This is a genomic window from Micromonospora sp. WMMD1155 (assembly GCF_029581275.1).
In the GTDB taxonomy this organism is placed as follows: Bacteria; Actinomycetota; Actinomycetes; order Mycobacteriales; family Micromonosporaceae; genus Micromonospora.
Genome location: NZ_CP120742.1, coordinates 979,634 through 1,000,661 on the forward strand (window position 1 = coordinate 979,634; position 21,028 = coordinate 1,000,661).

A 21,028-nucleotide genomic window follows, 5' to 3' on the forward strand; every position below is an offset into this window, starting at 1 on the left:
CTTCAACCTTGACAGCCCAGATCCCGTACCTATGGGTGAACTGCCGAGAATGAGGAGGGCACGTGGCACAGATGAAGCGGTCCGTCATCGTCGCGAGCGCGATGGTCGCACTAACGGCCTGCGCTCCCGCAGGTTACGACCCCGCGAACTCGAGCGCGGTCGAGCCGGTCGCCGTCGCCGCGGCCGAGCCCACCGCGTCGGTCGTACCGGAGGTCTCGGCGTCCGCTGAGGCGCCGGCCGCCGACGCGCCGCCCGCGGACGTCGAACTGACCGAGAAGTTGACCGGCAAGAGCGTCGCCCGGATGGGCAAGGTGGTCACCGACGAGGACGGCTGGATCCTCTACCGCTTCGACAAGGACACCGCCGACCCGCCGTCGTCGAACTGCGTCGACAAGTGCGCCGAGGTGTGGCCCCCGGCGCTGACCGACGGCAACCCGCAGCTCACCGGCGTCTCCGACGACAAGGTCGGCAGCGTGACCCGCCAGGACGGCACCCGTCAGCTCACCATCGGCGGCTGGCCCGTGTACCGCTACATCGGCGACAAGAAGCCCGGCCAGTGGAAGGGCCAGGCGGTCGGTGGCACCTGGTTCGTGGTCCAGCCGGACGGCAAGAAGAACCTGAGCTGCCTGCCCACCTCCACGCCGAAGGCCGTCGCGCCGCCGTCGGACAGCGGTGCGAACGACGCCGGGGGTTCGGGCTACTCGTACTGAGTCCCGCACCACGAGATCACGGTGGTCGGTCGTCGCCGGGGAGGGCACGGCCGACCACCGGTCGTACGCGGGACGTCGGCATACCGGTGGTGCCGGCGTCCCGCCCGGCACGTGGCAGAGTGGGCGGGTGACCGCTACCGACCCCGCCGCGACCAGGGTGTTCCGTCCCCCGGTCGGCTACCGGCTGGCAGCCTCGGTGCGCGGGCTCACGTTCAGTCCGTACGACCCGTGCGCCCGGGTCGCCGCCGGTACCTTCTGGTGGGCCACCCGCACCCCGGACGGCCCGGCCACCCTCGCTCTGCGACCGACCGGCGGCGAGTTGCTCGCGGAGGGTTACGGGCCGGGCGCCGAGCACGTCCTGGACCGGGCCGACGCGATCGCCGGGCTCCGGGACGACCTGACCGGCTTCGCCGAACTGGCGGAGGCACACCCACTCGTCGCCCGGCTGGCCCGGGAGCACCGCGGGCTCCGGATGCCGACGACCGGGCAGGTCTTCCCCCGACTGCTGCGCGCGATCTTCGAGCAGAAGGTCACCGGCAAGGAGGCATACCGGGCGTACGCGGCGACCGTGCGGCACTTCCGGGAGCCCGCCCCCGGTCCGTTGCAGCCGCTGCTGCTGCCGCCCGAGGCCACCGCGGTGGCCGCCACCCCGTACTGGGTGTTCCACCCGTTCGGGGTGGAGCAGCGCCGGGCCGACACGCTGCGGCGCGCCGCCGCACTGGCCGATCGGTTGGAGCGCAGCGTCGACGCCGCCGACGCCACCCGTCGGCTGACCACCATCCCGGGCATCGGACCGTGGACGGCCGCCGAGGTGGTCCGGATCGCGTACGGGGACCCGGACGCGGTGAGCGTCGGCGACTATCACATCCCGAACACTGTCGCCTGGGCGCTCGCCGGCGAACCGAGAGGCGACGACGCCCGCATGCTGGCCCTGCTGGAGCCGTTCCGAGGCCACCGGGGACGGGTGTGTCTGCTGCTGGAGGCAGCCGGCATCCAGGCCCCGAAGTACGGCCCACGCGCGCCGATCCGCTCGTTCGCCCGCTACTGAGGCGAACATCGGTCGGCCCGAGGTGGTGCGTCAGCGGCCCGCGCAGATGCGGCGCAGGGTGCGGCCGAGCCACCACGCGTACGTGTGTTGCACGGCCCGGACCGCCGGGCCTCCGGCACGGGTGAACCAGCGGTCCGGCAGGCTGAACGCGCGTACCTCGAACCAGACCGCGCCGTCGTCCTCGCGGCTGACCACGAACGCCTCCTCGCCCCGCTCCGGGTGGCCGGGCAGCGTGCCGTAGCCGAAGCCGGCATGCGTGGAGGAGTCCTCGCTCCAGACCACCTGGCACGGCCCCCAGAGACGGGCCGGACCCACGCCCAGACCGGCTGTCACCAGCACCCCCTCGGTGGCTCGCGGTGCGTCGGTACGCATCCGCACACCGGCGGCGCGGTGCAGCCGCCAGCTCAGCACCGCGTTCGCGGCGGTCTCGAAGCAGCCGGCCGGCAACGGACACCGGTGGCGCAGCTGGTGGTAGCCGTCTGGCAGCGGCCCGTGCCGGGTCGCCCCCACCTGTGGGTACGTCAGCTCGGCCACCACTCCCCCTCGACCTCGACCGGACACCGCCAGCGTACGGTCGGCGTGGACGGGCCGCCGGTCGGTGCCGGGGGCGGCTGTGGTCAGCCCCGCTCGCTCCGACGCCTGAGCCCGTCGGCCTCCATCCGCACGTAGCGACGCAGCATCCCGCCATACAGCCGGCCGATCAGGCCGGCCAGCGGACCGGACTGGCTGAAGGCCAGCTCGACGCGGGTGCGCCCGTCGGGCAGCGGCAGCAGCCGGTGCTCCGCCGTGGTCCGTACGCCCGCCGTCTCGGAGACCCAGACGAACCCCTGCCGATCGGTCAGCGCGGTGACCCGCCACACCGCCGGCCGCAGCTTCGGCTGCGTCAGTCGCGCCGTCGCGCCGACGGCGAGCGGTCCCGGCTCACCGCGCTCGGCCCGGGACACCGAGGCCGTCCACTCCGGCCAGCGCGGCACGTCGACGAGCACTGCCCAGACCTGCTCGACGTCGGCGTCGATCTCCGTGTCGGCCTCGAACCGCATCGCGTCCCCTCCCCGGCGGCGCCGGTCGCCGCTCGCCACGCATATCGACGAGGCTGCCGGGTGAATCGTGACACCGGAATCCGCCGGGTGGCCGACCACCGACCGGACCGTGGGTCCGGCGGCGCGCGGAATCAGGCGGCTTCGCGCAGGTCGGCCAGGCTCAACGGGGTACGCCGGCGCAGCAGCTCCTCCAGCTCGGCCACCGAACCGACCTCGCCGAGCACGTCGCGGCCACCGCCGAACCGCTGCGGGTAACGGCGGGCCAGCCGGTAGCGGTAGCGGCCCCGGATCAGCTCGACGCTCACCCGCCACCGCCCGCAGCAGTCACAGACCCACTCGGACACCTCGCGAAAGTAGCTCTGACCTGCAGGTATTCGATTCGGTCGGTGGGGACGAGAGGCACAGCGGCGGACACGCCACCCCCGGACCCAGGGTGATCTGCCTCACGGCTGTCGGTGCCGTCTGATTGACTGGTCGCCGTGGACCTGCCGATCAACCCGCCGGTCGAGCCGATGCTGGCCAAGAGCGTTTCCAAGCTGCCCACCACGCCCGGGGTGACCTACGAGCCCAAGTGGGATGGTTTCCGGTGCATCGTGTTCCGCGACGGCGACGAGGTCGAGCTGTCCAGCCGGGGCGGAAAGTCGATGACCCGTTATTTCCCCGAGGTGGTCGAGCAGGCACGCCGGCAGCTGCCCGAGCGGTGCGCCGTCGACGGTGAGCTGATCGTGATCCGGCGCGACGGGCCGACCGGCCAGCCCAGGCTGGATTTCGAGCTGCTGGCCCAGCGTGTGCACCCGGCCGCGTCCCGGGTCAAGATGCTCGCCGAGACCACCCCGGCCGACTTCGTCGCGTTCGACCTGCTGGCGATCGGCGACGAGGCGCTGCTCGACCAGTCCTACCCGCGCCGCCGGGAGCGGTTGGTCGAGGCGCTGGCCGGGGTGCGTCCGCCGGTGCACGTCACCCAGGTCACCACCGATCCGGAGACCGCGCGCCGGTGGTTCGACGTCTTCGAGGGCGCCGGGCTGGACGGGCTGATCGTCAAGCCGGCCGACCTGCCGTACGAGCCGGGCAAGCGGCTGATGTTCAAGGTCAAGCACGCCCGCACCGCCGACGCCGTGGTGGCCGGCTTCCGCTGGCACAAGTCCGGCCCGGTGGTGGGCTCGCTGCTGCTCGGCCTCTACGACGACTCCGGGGTCCTGCACCACGTGGGTGTGAGCGCGTCGTTCAGCATGGCCCGCCGGGCCGAGTTGCTCGACGAGTTGGCGCCCTACCGGGACATCGGCGGCGAGCACCCGTGGGTGCACGGCGACCACGAGCGCGGCCAACGCATCCCGGGTGGGGTGAGCCGGTGGACCGGCACGAAGAACCTGGAGTGGGAGCCGGTGCGCCCGGAGCTGGTCGTCGAGGTGGGCTACGACGCGATGGAGGGCGAGCGGTTCCGGCACACCGCCCAGTTCGTCCGCTGGCGCCCGGACCGCGATCCCCGATCGTGCCGCTACGACCAGCTCGACCGCCCGATCCGCTTCGATGTGGACCAGGTGCTGCGTGGCGACCCGACGGCCACCGTGGACCGGGCCGCCACCGGCTCGGCGTAGCCTGGCCGTCGACCCGACCTCGGAGGATCACGTGACCCGCACCGTCGACCGCTTCCGGATGGCGTCCCGTCGCCGGGCCCGGCGTACCCTCGCCGCCTTCGTCGTCGCCGCGTCGCTCACCGCCGGCTGCACTCTGCCGGCGTTCGCGCCGCGCACCGAGGTGCAGGGCGAAGCGGCTCCGACCGGCAGCGCGCCGACCTGGCGGCCCTGCCCGGACGTGCCAGACGAACTGGTCGGGCGCGGTGCTCCGGACATGCGCTACGAGTGCGCCCGGATCGCGGTGCCGCGCGACTGGGGCACCGGCGCCGGGGCGACGACCGGTCCGGGCACCGGGCAGACCTTCGAGATCGCCCTGCTGCGTGCCCGGTCGACGAAGCAGCGCGACCGCGTCGGATCGTTGGTGGTCAACCCGGGCGGCCCGGGCGGCTCCGGTGTCGACACCGCCGTCTACCTGTCCTTCGGCACCCAGTTCGGCGGGCTGCCCACCTCCATCACCGACCGCTTCGACATCGTCGGCTTCGACCCGCGCGGGGTCTCCCGGTCCAGCCCGGTGAAGTGCATCTCCGACGCTGACCTGGACGCCAGTTTCGGCTTCGACCCGGATCCGTCGAGCCAGGCGGCGTTCGACGACTTCGTCGGCCTGAGTCAGCGGATCGGGCGCGGCTGCGGCGACCGTTACGGCGACCAGTTGCCGCTGTACGGCACCGAACAGGCCGCCCGCGACATGGACGCGGTGCGTGCCGCGGTGGGCGACGACAAGCTCACCTACCTCGGTTACTCGTACGGCACCCTGCTCGGCGCGACCTACGCCCAGCTCTACCCGCAGCGGGTACGGGCGCTGGTGCTCGACGGCGCGGTCGACCCGCAACAGCGGCTGGTGGAGGGTTCGGAGAGCCAGGCCCGCGGCTTCGAACGGGCCTTCACGAACTTCACCCGCTGGTGCGCGGCGAACGCCGGCCGCTGCCCGATCGCGCCGGACGCGCGCGCCGCGGTGACCTCGGCCATCGACAAGGCCAAGGTCTCTCCGGTACGCGGCAGCGACGGCCGGGAGGCCACCGCCGGTTGGGTGTTCTACGCGGTCATCTCGTCGCTCTACACCGAGTCCGGCTGGCAGGAGCTGGCCCAGGCGATCGACCGGCTGGGCCAGGGTGACCCGAAGGACGTGTTCCGGCTCGCCGACTCGTACGCCGGCCGGGAGGACGACGGCCACTACTCGAACCTGTTCGACGCCAACCTGGCCATCAACTGCGCCGACGAGACGGAGAAGCCGAGCCGGGAGCAGATCCGGCGGTTGCAGTCCGAGTGGCGTGGGAAATATCCGCTGTTCGGGCCGGCTCTCGCGGTGGGCATGCTGAGCTGCGTCGAATGGCCCGGCGGGCGGGACCCGTACCCGACCGGCAAGGCGAACGGCGCGCCGCCGATCGTGGTGGTCGGCACCACCGGCGACCCGGCGACGCCCTACGAGCAGACTCCGCGCCTGGCCTCGATGCTGGGCGTCGGCCGGGTGCTGACCTGGGAGGGCGAGGGGCACACCGCTTACCCGCAGACCTCCTGCATCACCGACGCGGTCGACGCGTACCTGCTCGACCTGACCGTCCCCCGGGAGGGCCTGCGCTGCCCAGCGAAATGATCACTGTGCGAGGCTGGTCGGCATGACTGACGTGATCTACCGGGAGGCGGTCCGGGCGGACCTGCCCGCCGTCATCGCCCTGCTCGCCGACGACGTGCTGGGCAAGGCCCGTGATTTCACCGAGGTCGACGAAAAGTACGAGAAGGCGTTCGCCGACATCACCGCCGACCCGCGTAACCAGCTGATCGTCGCCGAGCAGGACGGCGAGATGGTCGGCTGCCTACAGATCACCTACATCCCCGGCCTCGGCCGGCACGGCAGCGAGCGGTCGCTGATCGAGTCGGTCCGGGTCCGCTCCGACCGTCGCGGCCAAGGGCTGGGCCGGGACCTGATGACCTGGGCGATCGACCAGGCCCGGCAGCGCGGCTGCGCACTGGTGCAGCTCACCACCGACAAGACCCGCGCGGACGCGCACCGCTTCTACCTGGGTCTCGGTTTCGTGGCCAGTCACGAGGGCATGAAGCTGGCACTCTGACCGCGGTGCTCACCCCCGGCACGGCTCTGATGATCCCGGGTGCTGCCGCTCGCTGGCCTCTCCGCCGTGTTCGCGCGGGATTCGGCGCCGATGCCGGCCTGGGCAGCACCCTTCACCCGGACACTGTGGAGCTGATGTCGTAAACGATTCACCGACCCCCGATTCGTTTACGACATCAGGTCCACAGCGAGCGCGGATACCATCCACCCGCCACCGCGCCAACCCCAGCAGCCGGCACCGCCGCCTGAAGCCGGCACCGCCGCCTGAAGCCCAGCGCCACCGGTCAGCCGCAGCACTCAGCCGGCACCCTCCGTCAGCCGTCGACCAAACGGCCGTCGCGCAGGAAGAGGACCCGGTCGGCGAGGTCGATCAGGGCCGGGTCGTGGGTGGCGACCAGGGCCGTCATGCCGCGGGCGTGTACCACCGCGCGCAGCAGGTCCATGATGGACCGGCCGGTCTCCGAGTCGAGCTGACCGGTGGGCTCGTCGGCGATGAGCAGGTCCGGCTCGTTGGCCAACGCGCGGGCCACCGCGACCCGCTGCTGCTGCCCGCCGGACAGCTCGTACGGGCGTTGCGCCGCGTGCCCGCCCAGGCCGACCAGTTCCAGCAACACCGCGACCCGCTGTTCCCGCTCGTCGGCCGGCACCTGCGCCAGCCGCAGCGGCACGCCCACGTTCTCGGCGGCGGAGAGGATCGGCACCAGCCCGAAGGTCTGGAACACGTACCCGACGGTGCCCCGGCGTAGCCGCAGCAGCTCCGCCTCACCGGCCGCTGTGACGTCGTGCCCGGCCACCACCACCTGACCACTGTCCGGCCGGTCCAGCCCTCCGACCATGTTCAGCAGGGTGGTCTTGCCGGCCCCGGACCGGCCCCGGATGGCTACCAACTCGCCACGGCCGGCGGTGAACGAGACGTCCCGCACCGCGTGTACGGCGCGCTCACCCCGGCCGAAGGTGCGGCTCACCCCACTGACCCGGACCACCTCATCGGAGTGCTCCGAGGGCACACCCGCGAGACCGGCCGCGCCGGTCACCACCATGTCCCGACGGCTCATGCCTGTGCTCCCCGCTCGTCCGTGGCCCGGTCACCGGGCCGTACCTGCACATGGTCGGGCTCCAGGTCGAGCCGGACCCGTTCCTTCAGCGAGAGCGCGTCGACGAACGCCGCCGGTAGCTGCATCCGGCCGTTGCGGTCCAGCACCGCGTACTCCTCGCTGACCAGCTCGGTGTTGCCGTCCGCGCCGATCCGAGCGGTCCGGCGTACCTCGGAGGCGGTCCGGCCGTCGCGGATCGCGACGGTCCGGCGGACCTGCGTGGCCACGGCGTGGTCGTGGGTGACGACCACGATGGTCACACCCAGCTCGGCGTTGATGGTGCGCAGTGCCCCGAAGACGTCCGCGCCGGTCGCCTCGTCCAACTCACCGGTCGGCTCGTCGGCGAAGAGCACCTCCGGGTCGTTGGCGACGGCCACCGCGACGGCGACCCGCTGCTGTTCGCCACCGCTGAGCTGCCCCGGCCGCCGGTCGGCGCAGTAGCCGACGCCGACCATGTCGAGCAGTTCCCCGGCCCGCTGCCGACGGGCCTTGCGGCCGAGTTTGCCGGCCAGCTCCATCGGCAGCTCGACGTTCTCCCGCGCGGTGAGGTACGGCAGCAGGTTGCGACCGGTCTGTTGCCAGACGAACCCGACCAGCTCCCGCCGGTAACTCAGCCGCCGCTTGGCGGACAGCGAGAGCAGGTCGTAGTCGGCCACCCGGGCGATGCCGGCGGTGGGCGTGTCCAGACCGGAGAGGATGTTGAGCAGCGTCGACTTGCCCGAGCCGGACGCACCGACGATCGCCACCAGCTCACCCCGGTCGATCACCAGGTCGAGCCCCTGCAGGGCGACCACCTCCACCCCCTCGGTCTTGAAGATGCGCACCAGGCCGTCGCAGACGATGTGCCCGCGCAGGCGGTCCTGCCCGCCGGCCCGATCGGCGGCGCGTTGGGCGGCCCGCTGTTGCAGGTCGGCCAGGTCCGGCACCAGTGGAGTCTGGGCGGTAGCGGTCATCTCAGCTCTCCTCTCCGAGCCGAAGCACCTCTCCGAGGCGCAACCGGCGGTTGTTCAGGGCCTCGACGGCGACCGCGAAGCCGAGGGCGACCGCCCCGAGCGCGATCACCGCGGCGACCAGGCTGGGCTCGAAGGCCACCCGGACCGGCACACCGTCGGTGAACGCGGACAGGCCGAGCACCGGGTTGAGCAACAGGGGCAGCACCGCGCCGACCAGCGCACCGGTCAGCACCGACACCGCGACCAGCGGGGTCAACTCGACCAGCAGCAGCCCTCGCCACTGTCGGCGGGACAGGCCGAGGGTTCGCAGCCGGGACAGCACCTGGCCCCGGGCGCGCGCCCCGGCGAGCACGGTGAACGCGATGGCGAGCAGCCCGAGCACGCTGCCGCCCACGGCGCCGGCCACGAACCCGAACGCCAGCACCCCGTTCGCGCCGCCGTCACCGAGATCCCGGCGGACGTCGGCACGGGTGTCGACGGTGACGCCGAACAGCCGTTCCCGCCCGGTCACCGCCCCACCACGTTGGTAGCGCTCCTGACCCTTGTCGCCGGCCTGGCGCAACACCTCCGCGTCGAGCCGGTCCCCGGCGACCAGCAGGCTGCTCGGCACGGGTGTGGTGTTCCGCTTCGGCAGCGCCTGCCAGGGCAGGATCACGAACCGGCCGCTGTCCGTCGGCACCAGCGGGAAGCTCTCCTCGGTGCCCGCGACCCGGAACTCGTAGCGCTCGCCCTGCACGGAGATGAAGGCGGAGCCGTCCAGGCCGGCCTTGGCCAGGTCGGCGGCGACCGCCGGGGAGACGATCGCCGGCAGCGCCCCCGACTCGGGCCGGGCGGTGCGCAACGCGGCCGGCACCGGCAGGTTCACCCCGGATTCGCGGGCCACGGTGTCCAACCCCGAGCCGTCGACCAGCAGCACGTCCGCCTGCCCGATCCGGGCGTCGGTGCCGAACTCGTCGACGGCCAGCCGCTCGTCGGGTTGGGCCAGCACCCGCGTGACGGCCCGGACACCCGGCAGGCCACCCAGCTCGTCCAGGGTGTCGGGGGCGAAGCGCTCCCCCCGGATCACCGCGTCGGCGGGCACGATCCGCTCGGCGGCCTGTGCCCGGCTCGCGTCGACGCCGGCGGCGACGACCGCGCAGAACGCGGCGGTGCCGATCGCCAGCACCACCACGACCAGCGGGGCGGCGACCGCAGCGCGACCGGCTCGCGCCGTGCCGAGGAAGGCGACGCTGCCCCGGGTCCGCGCGGCAAGCCGGCTGACCAACAACAACGGCCAGGGGTACGCGCGCAGCGCGAGCACCGCGGCGGCGATCGCGACGAGCACCGGCACCGACACCAACAGCGGGTCCACCTCGCCCAGGGTGAGGCCACGTCGGCGCAGCAGCACCGCGGCGAGCCCGGCCAGCAGCAGCAGGGAGACCTCGACGGTGAGCCGACGAGCCGACGGGCGTACCCGGATCAGGTCCCGCCGGGCCGCCCCGCCGGCCGGTACGGCCATCGTCGCCAGCGGCAGCGCCAGCGTGACGGGCACTGTCGCCGCGATGACGTACGGCGCGGTCGGGTCGGGCTCGCCGGGGAACAGCGTGCCCAGCCACCAGCCGAGCGCGGCGGCGACGGGCACCACCAGCACGGATTCGGTGAAGCTGCGCCGGGCGCCGGCGGTGGCCGCGCCACCACGGGCGCGCAGCAGCACGAACTCGGAGCGGCGTCGGCGGATGGCGAGGCCGGCCGCGAGCACGATGAGCCCCGCCAGGGTGGCCAGTACGCCGGCCGCGATCACCGCGAGCAGGGTCCGGGCGGCGTTGATCTGGGCGGCGAACGCGCGCAACGGAACGTCGACGCCCACCGTCACCGCGAGGTCCGACGGCTTGCGGCGTTGCAGTTCCTGCAGGCCGTCGATCATCCCGTCCAGGTGGCGTGCGTCGATGGTGTCGGCGCCGAGCCGGTACCGCCAGGTGGACTGGACCGGCCAACCGGCGGCGACCCGCTTGTTCAGCGGCGACGGGGCGACGACGCCGACGATGACGAACGGCTGGCCGTCCCCCAGCGGTTCGATGATCTGCAGAAGCTGTGGCAGTCCGTCCCAGATGCCGTTCGCGCGGTCGATCGGGCGGAACAGCCCGGACACCACCATCGGGGCGGCGTCGGTCAGGTCGCCCTTGTCGTCGGCGTTGCCGATCCGCAGTCGGCTGCCGGCCCGCAGGTTGAGCTTGCGGGCCACGTCGACGTCGAGCGCCACCTCGATCGGCCGGTCCGGCACGTACGTCTCGCTCGGCCACGCCCCCTCGACGAGGGTGCTGGCGCCCTGGATGTCGGGCACGGCCCGTAGGCCCAGGTCGACGAGCAGGTTGCGGGCCGCGAGGTCCGGCCCGACCACGCGGGCCGCCGGGGTCTCGATGGTGTACCACCGCTCGGCCACCGCCGAGCGCACCTGCGGCGGCATGTCGGCGGCCAGGGCGTCGAAGCGTGCCATCGCGTCACCCGTGGCCGTGTTTCTGAACGTCGCGGCCTGCCTGCCGGTGGTGTAGGAGATGTCCCGGCTCTCGGCCGTCCCGCTGCTCAACTGCGCCCGCAAACCCTGTTCGGCGAGACGGTTCACCAACCGGGGCACCCCGCTGATCAGCAGGGTGACCACCAGGGTCAACACCGCCAGGAGCAGGAACTGCCCGCCGTACGTCCGGACCCGCCGGACGGCCGCGCCGACGCTCATCGTTCTCCCCCGATTCGCAGCTGCACCGCCGCCACCCGCTGACGGATGCCGGTGGCGATGAACGCGCTGAAGGCGAGCGCCGCCAGCAACAGACCGACCGCGGTCAGGCCGATCGGAACCCAGGGCAACGCGAACGCCGCCGGGGGTACCGGTCGGCCGGCGGCCGGGGTGAGGATGACCAGTGGGGCCATGGTCGCGCCGACCGCGGCGCCGAGGAGTAACCCGACTCCCACGCCGATGCCGGCGAGGAACGCCTGCTCGGCCAGGAGCGCCCGGGCCATCAGCCGGGGCGTCGCGCCGAGGGTGTGCAGCACCGCGAACTCGCCGAGCCGCCGCCGGGCGGTGGCCCACACGTCCACCATCAGGCCGACGATGGCGAGCAGCACCGCGCCGAGCGCGGCGGCGAGCATTCCGGTACGCGAGCCCTGCCAGTACGGGTCGTCGGCGGCCGCCTCGTACACCGCCTCCCGGTCGAGCACGGTGACGCCTGGGAGTGCACCGGCCTCCTGGGCTGCGGCGTTCGCGTCGTCGGCGCCGATCCACCATTCCGGCACGGGCCGTACCGCGCCGCTGCTGCGGATCATCGCGTCGACGGCGGCCGGGAGGTCCAGCAGGACACCGTCCCCGGTGGTGGCCGGCACGGCGGCCAGCTCGCCGACCAGGCGCACCGGCAGCGTGGCCCCGGAGAGGGTCAGGTCGATGGTGTCGCCGACGCGCAGGCTCAGCGCTTTGACGACTCCGGGGGTCATCAACACCGGTACGGGCTTGTTCTCTCCGCCGGGCACGACGGTGAACCGGGTCGACGGCTGGTACGCGAACTGCCCGCCGGGAATCACCTCAACCGCGCGGACCGCGGCGAAGCCGGTGGCGGTGGTCGACACCGGTGTGGTTCTCGCCCCCTGCGCGGTCATCGCCCAGTCGCCGCTCAGGTCGGCCGGTTGTCTCGTGCCGTCGGCCGTCACCACCGTCAGCCCGTCCACCTGAAGCCGGTAGGAGTCGCCCGCGGCCAGCCCGCCGTCGGCCTCGAAGCCGGTCAGCCGCAGCTGCCCCTGGCTCAGGTCGGGCAGTTGCACGGTGAACGGGGTGGCTCGGCCGTCGCCGTCGGCGTCGGCCGCCGACAGCCGCAGAGCGAGCCCGTCGGGGGTGGTGACCAGCAGCGTCACCGCAACCTTCACCGACCGGGCGGCGTTGCTCACCGGGGTACGGATCGTGCCGGTGATCGCGCGCGCCCCGTCGGGCAGTTCGACGCCGGCAGGTACTCCCCGCGCATCGACCATCTTCCGGTACTGCTCCGCGGCCGAGCCGTCGCCCAGGCGGTCGGCGAGCCGGACGACACCCGGGGCGCTGGCCGGGTCGATGCCGATCACCGTGGCGGACAGATCCTCGCGGCCGACCCGGATCTCGTCCCGCCACACCGGCAGCACCCGGTCCACGCTCGGCAGCGCGGCGAGCTGACCGGCTCGGGTCGGCGGGGCGGCCCCGGCCCGTTCGGTGACCCGGACGTCGGCGCCGACCGTGTGCCCGGCCTGCTCGACCTGGGACCGCTCGCCGGTGCTGATCAGAGACCAGGCCAGGGTGCTGCCGCCGACGGCGAGGGCGAGCAGCAGCACCGGGCCGGCGTGGGGACGCCGACCGGCCTGCCACATGCCGAACATGGTGGCCGTCCAGGGCCGCCGGTCGACGAACCGCTCGGCGAACCGGGTGAGCGGCGGAAGGATCCGCAGCACCAGCACCGCACCGGCCAGCACGCCGAGCGTCGGGGCGGCGACCAGCAGTGGGTCGAGCCCGAGCCGGCCACCCGAGCCGGCCAACGGTGAGGCGTACCGGCGGAGCTGCACCCAGGCGAGCACGGCGAGCGCCACGAGCACCAGGTCGACGCTCGCGCGTTGGACGCTCGCCGCCCGGTTCGGCCGGGATCGGGCGGCCATGTCGGCCACGTACGTACCGGCGCCGCGCAGCGTCGGGAGGACCATGGCGACCAGGCAGCCGGCTGCGGTGGCCGCCGCTGCCGCCCAGACCAGTGTGGTGTTGCCGCCGGCGGTGGAGAGGGACGCCGACCCGCCGGGTCGGACGAACCGCAGCGCCTCACCGGCGATCAGCGGACCGAGCACGGCGGCCGGGGCGACCACCAGGGTCGCCTCCCGGGCGGCCAGGCCGGCCAACTGCCGGCGGGCGGCTCCACGGGCCCGCAGCAGCGCGGTCTGCGGGCGGCGGTCCTCGTGCAGGAGCGCGGCGACCAGCACCAGCGCGTACCCGCCGAGCACCAGGATCAGCAACAGCGGAGTGGCCAGCGAGGAACGACCCACCAGGTCGGCACGGCCGATCCGGTCCAGCAACGTCTCCATCTTGGTCACCACCCGCCCGGAGCTGCCGAGCTGAGCGGCCTCGGGCACCGCCGACGCCGCCTCGGTGAGGGCTTTCCGCACGGCGGTGAGGTCGGCGGTGTCGACGGCACCGAGGTCCGGTCGGGCCAGCCAGGACGCCGACACCGAGCCGGGGAACGTGCTGACGAAGTCCGCCGGGTCGAGCGTGAACGGCCCGTACGAGGTGCCGGAACCGGCGCTGCCCGTTCCCACCCCGGGGGCGAGCAACCAGTACGCGTCGGTGGCGTCGCGGGGCCGCCACGTGCCGGCGAGCACCAGCTCACCGCGTCGTTCGGTGGCCCGGTCACGCACCGGGATGCGTTCCCCCACGGTGAGGCCCAGCGCGCCCGCGACCCGCTCCGGCAGGCTCACCTCGACGGGGTGCGCGCCGGGGCGGGGCCAGGCGCCGCCGGTCAGCTCGGCGTGGTCGGCGAGGTCTTCGAGCGTGGCCAGGTTCGCGAAGACCGGTTCGTCGTCCGGGCGGGGAATCTGGCCGAGGTCGCCGGTCAGCTCCCGGCCGGTGCCGTAGCGGGCGGCGGCGACGGTGACCGGGGCACCGGCCAGCCCGTCGGCGAACTCCGCGCGGACCGCCTTGTCCCGGGTGGCGAACTCGGCCTCGTCACGTCCACCGGAGCCGCTGACCAGGAGGCCACGCTCCTCGGCCGGCGAGGCGGCGACCAGGGCGCGCTGCCCGGCGTCCACCGCCCGGCGGTTGTAGTCGGACAGCCCGGTGACCAACGCGACGGCGACGAGGGCGGCGATCACCGCGGCAACCAGCAGCCCTCGCGCCTCGCGGGCCCGCCTCCACACCAGCTTCATCCGATGCCTCCCCTGGCCCTGGCGGGCCGACGACCATCAAGACAGGCCATCCCCGGGGAAAGGTTCGCGCCCGTTACATGATCGTTATTGCGGGGAAGGTGCGGTCGAAGCCGGGCGGCTAGGTGCCGCGTCGGAGGTTGCGGATGCCGAACACCACCGAGCCGATCACCAGCAGGACGCCGATGCCCTGTAGGCCCGGGGAGTCGTCGGCCCCTCCGAGCACGACGGCGGCGACGCCGAGCGCCACCCCGAGGAGGGCGACGGCGATCAGGGCGTACCTCATGGGCTCTCCTCCTCCACCCACTCCAGCAGGTCTCCCGGCTGGCAGCCGAGCACCCGGCACATGGCCTCCAGGGTGCTGAAGCGGACGGCCTTGGCGCGGCCGTTCTTGAGCACCGCCACGTTGGCCGGCGTGAGCCCGACGCGCTCGGCGAACTCGCCGACGCTCATCTTGCGCTTGGCCAACTCGACGTCGATGCGGACGACGATGGGCATCAGATCACCGCTTCCAGGTCGCTGCGCAGCGTGGTGGCCTGCCGCAGCAGCGCACGCATCACCACCATGAGGAGCCCCAGAACGGTGACGCCCACCGTCAGGAGGAACAGCAGGAGGGGCACTCCCGGGTCGTCCGCGTTGAAGCCGACCCAGAGGAAGACGGCCACGAGCACCACCCAGGCGGCGGCGATGGCCCAGACGATCGCGTCCACCCACTTGAGGGACGCCTCGGTGAAGATGCGGTCGTTCTTGACCAGGCTGAGCAACTGCCACGTCGCGACGATGACCACCTGGACGCACAGCACCCAGAACACCGTCACGGCGGTCGCCGGCCAGCGGAGGTGGGCGTCCTCCGGCGACTGCTGCGCCATGTACGCGAACTGACCGGGCAGCGAGAGGGTCTGGAACACGACCAGCACCCCGAACAGCACCACGAGAAAGACCCTGAGAGCGGCTACCGCTCGATGCTCCGTAACCATGCATCGAGTTTCGCTCGTTAGCTATCGAAAGTCAATCGACTCGTGAGCTAGCGCCTCCGGCCTTGGCCCCGTCGTCCACCGGTAACGGCCTGGCCTTCTGCGGGTAGAACGTCTCGTGTCGGGCCAGCATGGCGACGAACTCGACGATCTTCCGCTCGCGGGTCTCCGCCCGCTTGACCGCGTTGAGGCGGTGGATGAGGGCGAACCGGTTGGCCTTGGTGAGCACGTCGAGCATCGCCTGCGCGGCGGGCTCGGCGGCGATGGCGGCGAGGAGATCGGCCGGCACCTCCGCCTCCGACGGTGGGGCGTAGGCCACCGCCCACCGCCCGTCCGCCTTCGCCGCCTCCACCGCGGCCCGACCCGCCGGCCGCATCCGCCCCTGCTCCTCCAGCCGGGCCACGTTCGCCACGTTGCGTTGCGACCAGGAACTGCGCGACCGGCGCGGAGTGAACCGGATCCACGAGGACTCCTCGTCCCGTTTGCGGGCCTGCCCGTCGATCCAGCCGAAACACAGGGCTTCGTCCACCGCCTGCTGCCAGGTCAGCGTCGTGACCGTGCCGCCCTTCCTGGTCAGAGCGAGCCAGACGCCGGGTGACGAGGCGTGGTTGGTCGACAACCAGGCCCGCAACGCGTCGGCGTCCGCGACGACCAACTCAGCCAGCTCGGCACTCGTCATGCCGGCACGCTATCCCCCGGGTACGACAACCGGCGGCCACCGTGAGACTCGATCAACGCGTCCGCCACGGCGTCGGCGTCCGCGTCGGCCACGTCCGCCGGGTACTCCGGCAGCAGGTCGTCCCAGGCGACCAACCACGACCCGAACATCTGAGCCTGCCCCTCCGGCCGCGCGAAGAACCAGATGTGCAGGTGTGCGCCACCGTCGCCGAAGCGGTAGACGTGGGCCCGTGAGATGTGCGGCAGCGCCTGCACGTGGCGAGCGATGCGGGTGCTCAACAACCCCAGCTCGGCGGCCAGCTCGTCGGGCAGATCCTCCATGTCGTGGTGCTCGAGCGGCATCAGCATGAGCACCAGCGGGACGCCCACCCCCTTGATCCGGGTCAGCCGCCAGCGCTCGTTGAACCAGATCCCCTCGTCCCGGTCGCGGCAGGCATCGCAGTCCGACGGGTCCTCGCCGTGCCGGGCCGGCTCCGGCAGCACCGGCGGCCGCAACGGCGCCACCCGAAGTCCGTCCGGGTCGAACGGGCTGATGTCCCATCCCGTCATCCGTGCCAGGGGAAGGCGGCGCTCGCCGTCCGCGGCGGCGAGCGCGTGGTCGTAGAAGTCGTCCGGTCGCAAGGCCATGCGGCAGCCAGTAGTACGAGATGATCTACATCGGCCGGGCCGGAAGCGCCCACCTGACCGGCCGTGCTGTTCATGCGCTCTTCTCGGGAGCGCTCGTCCACCGCCTGGTGACGCAGTGACCCGACGTACCCGCACGCTCTCCACGCCGACGGCCGGTCACGGGCCGGCGGACGCGCTCCGGTCGCGGCCCGGGTCGTTGATCTGACGCCGGAAGGCGAGGTACGCGCTCAGGTTCACCAGCAGCATCACCAACCCGATCACCGAGGCCAGGAGTCCCACGTCCAGGCTCGGTAGTGCCACGAAGGTCAGTGCGGCGAGCACGATGGCGAAGATGTTGAGGAAGGTGAAACCCAGCACCAGCTCGTTGAGCAGCCGGGACCGACGGTCCTGGAGTCGACCGACGAGTTGCTGGTGCAGCGTTCGGACGAAGTCGAGCCGCTCGTCCAGCGTGGTGAGGACGAGCCGGAACTTCCACTGCTGCTCCAGCGCGTTCCAGACGGTGCCGCCGGCCGCGTCGAGGTGCGCCTCCACCGACGAGTAGCCGAGCCGGAACAGGCGGATGCGGTGGTAGCCGCCCAGGATGCGCTTGGCCTGGTCTTCGAGAGCACTCATCGACAGGTCCGCGCGCCCCGGGTCGATCTGGGACAGCTCCGCCGAGAGCACCGCGTCGTAGCGCAGGGCCGCAGCCCAGCAGACGTGGTGCACGCCGGTCAACCGCGCCAGCAGCAGGGCCGGGCGCGACCCGAAGTCGTTGACCACCGCCGTGGTGTGCGAGCCGACCCGCAACACGCCACCCCGGGCTCCGTCGGGCGTGCAGTCCACGCCGTCCGGGGTGAACTGCTCGGCGATGGCGCGCCTGCGCACCGGATCGCAGTCCGGGTCCACCCGGACGGCGAAGGTGGTGTTGGCCCAGAGGACGAACACCTCGTCCGCACCGGCCGGCGCCGGCAGGACGGCCCGCAGGAGCCGGGTCACCGCGGGCAGCATCCGCTGCACCGGCGGGGCGACTTCGGCGACCACGTCGCCGGTGCCACCGGCGATGCCGTCCGGCAGTTGGTACGTGACGCACACGAGGCCACAGTCGACGTTCCAGAGGCTGACCCGGGCCGAGACCACCTGCCACACGCCTGAGGCGGTGGTGGGCACCAGCGAGGGATCGATCTCCTCCCCGGCCGCCCGCAGGACCTCCGGGCCACCGCTGATCTCCATGGTCGGCCGCGGCATGCTGCCGAGCAACTCGTCGAGAAGCCGTTGACCGTAGGGCTGCAACGCGAGGTCGTCGAGGCCGTCAGTGACGCGCCAACCCGCCGGCACGTCACGTCGGGAGCCGGCCTCGGCGGACAGCTGACACGGGAAGTAGGCGACCACCCGTACCGACGTGACGTCCTTGAGCATCAGCGACCTCTCCCCCGACCGACCCCCGCAGAGTATCGAGAAAGTCAACGACATCGATCATCGCGAGCGCCAGACCGTCCCGGCGACCAACGCGGCCAGGCGGTGGCGCGACGGATCGGCATGCGCCGCGGCGGCGCTCCATGGCAGGCCTTCCCCCGCTCCACGGCAGGCCTTCCCGCTCCACGGCGAGCGACACGAGGTCGGGCTCTCGTCGGGGTCTGGTCGGGGTCTGGTCGGGGTCTGGTCACTGCCGGTCACCGCTGCTCACCGCTGGCCTCTGAGGTGGCGGAACACCGAGAGGCGCGCGAGGGCCGAGGCCACGACCTGAGTGATGCCGAGCAACCGGCATGAGTCGGCCTACGTCCGTCGGTGGTAGTGGTTGCGGCGCGGTAGTTGGTCGGGGTCGAGCCAGGCGGGCGGGATGAACTCGGGGTGACTGTCGTCGCCGAGGCGGACTGTCCACTGGCTGTGGTGGAGGTGTCGGTGGTGGTGGCCGCAGAGCAGGACGGCGTTGTCGAGGTTGGTGGGGCCGCCGTCGGCCCAGTGGTGGATGTGGTGGGCGGCGCACCAGCGTGGTGGGCGGTCGCAGCCGGGGAAGGCACATCCGCCGTCGCGTAGCACGAGGGCTCGTCGCAGTGGGCCGGTGATGAGTCGGCGTTGTCGACCCACGTCGAGGACCTGGCTCGTGCCGCCGAGGACGGCGGGCAGGATGGTGGCGTCGCAGGCGAGCCGGCGCACGGTGTCGGGGGTGAGCCGCACACCGATGTCGAGCGTCCCGGAGCCTAGTTGCCGGGTCAGTGTGTCGTAGTCGGTGGTGACGACGATCTGGGCGGGGTCGCCGCCGTGCTCGGGTAGGTCGCCGGTGCGCAGGGCGAGTCGGCAGACGTCGGCGAGGGCGTCGTGGCGGCGTTGCCCCGGGCTGCGGGCGTCGTCGGGTCCGGCGGGTGCGCTGAGTGGGTCGATCGCGGCGCGCAGCAGACCGGCGGCCTCCGCGTCGAGGATGCCGGTGAGCCGCAGCCGCCCGTCGGTCTGCTCGGACAGGGTGAGGTGTCGGTCGCGGGTGGCGCGGGCGTCCTCGGCGGCGAGGGCAGCTTTGGCGGCGGCGTCGGCGAGGTCGGGGGCGACGTGGTCGAGGATGCGGGTGCCCATCCGACGCAGCAGGGTGGGGTCGAACTGCCCGGCCCACTCGACCAGCACGCCGACGGCCTTCTCGGCCACCTCGGCGCCCGCCGTCACCGTCACGGTGGTGGCCGTGTCGGCGATGACCCGCGCCTGCTCCACGCTGACCACCCCGCTCGCCAGCGCCTCCCGCACCGCAGGCGGTGCGACGTCGACCGAGGCCGCGAGGCCGACCAGGCGACGCGCGGCGGCGACGTCGAGGCGCAGACGATCGCGCAACCACACTGTCGTCGAGGACGCGCCCTGCGCGACCGCGGTGCCCCGCCCGTCCAACTCCCGGACCACCGCCAACTGCACTGCCGCCAGCCGCTGTTGCAACCGGTGGGTGGCGTCGAGCGCCGCGATCAGATCGCGCTCGGAGAGGGCCCAGGCAGCGGCGTCGGCGCAGCTCGCCACCGCACTCTCCATCCGCGCCAGCTCATCGATCACAGGCAAATTCTAGAACAGGTGTACGACAGAAACCGGCCGCGCGAAGGAGCCGAAACGACCACCCCCCGAGGGCCGCCAAGATCCGCACAACATCAGCGATGTTGCTGCCTCGCACGCATCAGAGGCAGCAACATCGGGGAGTTTGCCCGAATCTTGGGCGTGGGGCGTGGGGCGCGTGACTCGCCTAGCGCCGTTGCCGTGCCAGCCGTGAACGCGCGGACAACCCAGCCATGCCCGTGAACGCGCGGACGGCCCAGCCGTGCCCGTGATCGCAGAAGGTCAGGGACCGTCGGGGGTGCGCTTGGCGCGGCTGGGCTGCACGCGCTTGGGTTCGCCGGGCATCTTGGGATGGTCCGGCGGGTACGGCAGGTCACCCTGACCGGCGGCGGCGTCGCGGTCGGCCCATTCGAGCAGCGGGGTGATGTCCCAGGGGGCGTCGTCGATGCCGGCGTGCGGGTCGCCATGTTCGGCGAGTCGGGCCGGGACGCTGCGCAGGTCGAAGTCGTCCGGGTCGACGTCGGGCAGCTCGTCCCAGGTGACCGGGGTGGAGACGGTGGCCCGGGCGTTGGCCCGCAGTGAGTACGCGCAGGCGATGGTGCGGTCCCGGGCCATCTGGTTGAAGTCGACGAAGACGCGGCTGCCGCGCTCCTCCTTCCACCAGGCGGTGGTCACCAGGTCGGGGTGGCGGCGTTCCACCTCCCGGGCCAGCGCGATGGTGGCCCGGCGTACCTCGGTGAACGTCCAGCGGGGCTGGATGCGCAGGTAGACGTGCACGCCCCGACCGCCGGAGGTCTTCGGCCAACCGGTCACGCCCAGCTCGTCGAGGAGCGCCCGGACCTCGCCGGCGGCCCGGGCCGCGTCGGCGAAGTCGGTGCCGGGCTGCGGGTCCAGGTCGATGCGCAGCTCGTCGGGGCGGTCGGCGTCGGCGGCCCGCACCGGCCAGGGGTGGAAGACGATGGTGCCCATCTGCGCCGCCCAGGCCACGTGGGCCAGGTCGGCCGGGCACAGCTCCGCCGCGCTCCGACCGCTCGGAAAGGTGATCTCCGCGGTGGTGACCCACGGCGGCACCCCCCGGGTGGGCACCCGCTTCTGGAAGAACGCCTCACCCTCGATGCCCTCGGGGAAGCGTTGCAGCGTGGTGGGCCGCTGCCGCAGGGCGCGCATGATGCCGTCGCCGACCGCGAGGTAGTAGTGGAAGACATCCGCCTTGGTGAACCCCCGCTCGGGGAAGATCACCCGATCGGGACTGCTCAGCCGTACGCTGTGCCCGGCCACCTCGACCTCGGTGACCGCCGCCTTGGTGCCCGCCATCT

The 21,028-nt window shown here is 72.8% G+C and carries 20 protein-coding genes; 5 read left to right on the plus strand and 15 right to left on the minus strand.

The window, feature by feature from the left end:
* Positions 1 to 62: 62 nt before the first annotated feature.
* Complete coding sequence (locus O7617_RS04180; protein WP_282261622.1) at positions 63 to 710, plus strand: hypothetical protein; 648 nt, start codon at positions 63 to 65, stop codon at positions 708 to 710.
* 127 nt (positions 711 to 837) lie between these two features.
* Complete coding sequence (locus O7617_RS04185) at positions 838 to 1,758, plus strand: DNA-3-methyladenine glycosylase 2 family protein (protein ID WP_282261623.1); 921 nt, start codon at positions 838 to 840, stop codon at positions 1,756 to 1,758.
* Between the two features lie 30 nt (positions 1,759 to 1,788).
* Here the strand turns inward: O7617_RS04185 and O7617_RS04190 are convergent, their stop codons facing one another.
* From O7617_RS04190 to O7617_RS04200, 3 genes are all read right to left on the minus strand, one after another.
* Positions 1,789 to 2,292: a DUF1990 domain-containing protein gene (locus O7617_RS04190; RefSeq protein WP_282261624.1), complete on the minus strand. Its 504-nt coding sequence runs from the start codon at positions 2,290 to 2,292 to the stop codon at positions 1,789 to 1,791.
* A gap of 83 nt (positions 2,293 to 2,375) precedes the next feature.
* Positions 2,376 to 2,798 carry an SRPBCC family protein gene (locus O7617_RS04195; protein ID WP_282261626.1) on the minus strand — a complete coding sequence of 141 codons (423 nt, stop codon included), beginning with the start codon at positions 2,796 to 2,798 and terminating at the stop codon, positions 2,376 to 2,378.
* Positions 2,799 to 2,929: 131 nt separating this feature from the next.
* Entirely contained in the window at positions 2,930 to 3,142 is a 213-nt protein-coding gene (locus tag O7617_RS04200) for a hypothetical protein (RefSeq protein WP_282261628.1), read from the minus strand.
* 135 nt (positions 3,143 to 3,277) lie between these two features.
* Here O7617_RS04200 and O7617_RS04205 point away from each other — a divergent pair, with 135 nt between their 5' ends.
* Genes O7617_RS04205 through O7617_RS04215 form a run of 3 tightly spaced genes read left to right on the plus strand, consistent with a single transcriptional unit; the run spans position 3,278 to position 6,498 of the window.
* A complete protein-coding gene (locus O7617_RS04205; protein ID WP_282261629.1) occupies positions 3,278 to 4,393 on the plus strand; it encodes an ATP-dependent DNA ligase in 1,116 nt (371 codons plus the stop codon).
* Positions 4,394 to 4,451: 58 nt separating this feature from the next.
* The gene (locus O7617_RS04210; RefSeq protein ID WP_282264627.1) at positions 4,452 to 6,023 is read left to right on the plus strand and encodes an alpha/beta hydrolase; all 1,572 of its coding nucleotides are present in this window, start codon (positions 4,452 to 4,454) and stop codon (positions 6,021 to 6,023) included.
* A gap of 22 nt (positions 6,024 to 6,045) precedes the next feature.
* Complete coding sequence (locus O7617_RS04215) at positions 6,046 to 6,498, plus strand: GNAT family N-acetyltransferase (protein WP_282261630.1); 453 nt, start codon at positions 6,046 to 6,048, stop codon at positions 6,496 to 6,498.
* Between the two features lie 313 nt (positions 6,499 to 6,811).
* On the opposite strand, the gene O7617_RS04220 is transcribed toward O7617_RS04215, so the two are convergent.
* The 12 genes from O7617_RS04220 to ligD all read right to left on the minus strand — a co-directional run bounded on the left by O7617_RS04220 (position 6,812) and on the right by ligD (position 21,026).
* Positions 6,812 to 7,537, minus strand: a complete 726-nt coding sequence (locus O7617_RS04220) for an ABC transporter ATP-binding protein (RefSeq protein ID WP_282264628.1) — start codon at positions 7,535 to 7,537, stop codon at positions 6,812 to 6,814.
* Between the two features lie 11 nt (positions 7,538 to 7,548).
* Positions 7,549 to 8,544, minus strand: coding sequence for an ABC transporter ATP-binding protein (locus O7617_RS04225; protein ID WP_282261631.1), 996 nt, complete (start codon positions 8,542 to 8,544; stop codon positions 7,549 to 7,551).
* Between the two features lies 1 nt (position 8,545).
* Positions 8,546 to 11,254, minus strand: coding sequence for an FtsX-like permease family protein (locus tag O7617_RS04230; protein WP_282261632.1), 2,709 nt, complete (start codon positions 11,252 to 11,254; stop codon positions 8,546 to 8,548).
* A complete protein-coding gene (locus O7617_RS04235) occupies positions 11,251 to 14,436 on the minus strand; it encodes an ABC transporter permease (RefSeq protein ID WP_282261634.1) in 3,186 nt (1,061 codons plus the stop codon). The genes O7617_RS04230 and O7617_RS04235 overlap by 4 nt, the downstream gene beginning before the upstream one ends.
* Positions 14,437 to 14,554: 118 nt before the next feature.
* Positions 14,555 to 14,719, minus strand: a complete 165-nt coding sequence (locus O7617_RS04240; RefSeq protein ID WP_282261635.1) for a hypothetical protein — start codon at positions 14,717 to 14,719, stop codon at positions 14,555 to 14,557.
* Positions 14,716 to 14,931, minus strand: a complete 216-nt coding sequence (locus tag O7617_RS04245) for a helix-turn-helix transcriptional regulator (RefSeq protein WP_282261636.1) — start codon at positions 14,929 to 14,931, stop codon at positions 14,716 to 14,718. Before O7617_RS04245 ends, O7617_RS04240 begins: the two co-directional genes overlap by 4 nt.
* Positions 14,931 to 15,365 carry a DUF2975 domain-containing protein gene (locus O7617_RS04250; protein ID WP_282261637.1) on the minus strand — a complete coding sequence of 145 codons (435 nt, stop codon included), beginning with the start codon at positions 15,363 to 15,365 and terminating at the stop codon, positions 14,931 to 14,933. The genes O7617_RS04245 and O7617_RS04250 overlap by 1 nt, the downstream gene beginning before the upstream one ends.
* Before the next feature lie 76 nt (positions 15,366 to 15,441).
* On the minus strand, positions 15,442 to 16,086 hold the full coding sequence (locus O7617_RS04255; protein WP_282261638.1) for a YdeI/OmpD-associated family protein: 645 nt from the start codon (positions 16,084 to 16,086) through the stop codon (positions 15,442 to 15,444).
* Positions 16,083 to 16,712 carry a hypothetical protein gene (locus O7617_RS04260; RefSeq protein WP_282261639.1) on the minus strand — a complete coding sequence of 210 codons (630 nt, stop codon included), beginning with the start codon at positions 16,710 to 16,712 and terminating at the stop codon, positions 16,083 to 16,085. Before O7617_RS04260 ends, O7617_RS04255 begins: the two co-directional genes overlap by 4 nt.
* A gap of 156 nt (positions 16,713 to 16,868) precedes the next feature.
* On the minus strand, positions 16,869 to 18,107 hold the full coding sequence (locus tag O7617_RS04265) for a hypothetical protein (RefSeq protein WP_282261640.1): 1,239 nt from the start codon (positions 18,105 to 18,107) through the stop codon (positions 16,869 to 16,871).
* A gap of 357 nt (positions 18,108 to 18,464) precedes the next feature.
* Positions 18,465 to 19,715, minus strand: a complete 1,251-nt coding sequence (locus O7617_RS04270) for an HNH endonuclease signature motif containing protein (RefSeq protein ID WP_282261642.1) — start codon at positions 19,713 to 19,715, stop codon at positions 18,465 to 18,467.
* Between the two features lie 279 nt (positions 19,716 to 19,994).
* Positions 19,995 to 21,026 carry a non-homologous end-joining DNA ligase gene (ligD, locus tag O7617_RS04275; protein ID WP_282261643.1) on the minus strand — a complete coding sequence of 344 codons (1,032 nt, stop codon included), beginning with the start codon at positions 21,024 to 21,026 and terminating at the stop codon, positions 19,995 to 19,997.
* Positions 21,027 to 21,028: the final 2 nt, after the last annotated feature.

Excerpts from the sequence above, each read along its gene's own strand:
- O7617_RS04195 (WP_282261626.1), bottom strand. The coding sequence starts at position 2,798 with ATGCGGTTCGAGGCCGACACGGAGATCGACGCCGACGTCGAGCAGGTC.
- O7617_RS04210 (WP_282264627.1), top strand. The coding sequence starts at position 4,452 with ATGGCGTCCCGTCGCCGGGCCCGGCGTACCCTCGCCGCCTTCGTCGTC.
- O7617_RS04215 (WP_282261630.1), top strand. The coding sequence starts at position 6,046 with ATGACTGACGTGATCTACCGGGAGGCGGTCCGGGCGGACCTGCCCGCC.
- O7617_RS04220 (WP_282264628.1), bottom strand. The coding sequence starts at position 7,537 with ATGGTGGTGACCGGCGCGGCCGGTCTCGCGGGTGTGCCCTCGGAGCAC.
- O7617_RS04225 (WP_282261631.1), bottom strand. The coding sequence starts at position 8,544 with ATGACCGCTACCGCCCAGACTCCACTGGTGCCGGACCTGGCCGACCTG.
- O7617_RS04230 (WP_282261632.1), bottom strand. The coding sequence starts at position 11,254 with ATGAGCGTCGGCGCGGCCGTCCGGCGGGTCCGGACGTACGGCGGGCAG.
- O7617_RS04235 (WP_282261634.1), bottom strand. The coding sequence starts at position 14,436 with ATGAAGCTGGTGTGGAGGCGGGCCCGCGAGGCGCGAGGGCTGCTGGTT.
- O7617_RS04240 (WP_282261635.1), bottom strand. The coding sequence starts at position 14,719 with ATGAGGTACGCCCTGATCGCCGTCGCCCTCCTCGGGGTGGCGCTCGGC.
- O7617_RS04245 (WP_282261636.1), bottom strand. The coding sequence starts at position 14,931 with ATGCCCATCGTCGTCCGCATCGACGTCGAGTTGGCCAAGCGCAAGATG.
- O7617_RS04255 (WP_282261638.1), bottom strand. The coding sequence starts at position 16,086 with ATGACGAGTGCCGAGCTGGCTGAGTTGGTCGTCGCGGACGCCGACGCG.
- O7617_RS04260 (WP_282261639.1), bottom strand. The coding sequence starts at position 16,712 with ATGGCCTTGCGACCGGACGACTTCTACGACCACGCGCTCGCCGCCGCG.
- O7617_RS04265 (WP_282261640.1), bottom strand. The coding sequence starts at position 18,107 with ATGCTCAAGGACGTCACGTCGGTACGGGTGGTCGCCTACTTCCCGTGT.
- ligD (WP_282261643.1), bottom strand. The coding sequence starts at position 21,026 with ATGGCGGGCACCAAGGCGGCGGTCACCGAGGTCGAGGTGGCCGGGCAC.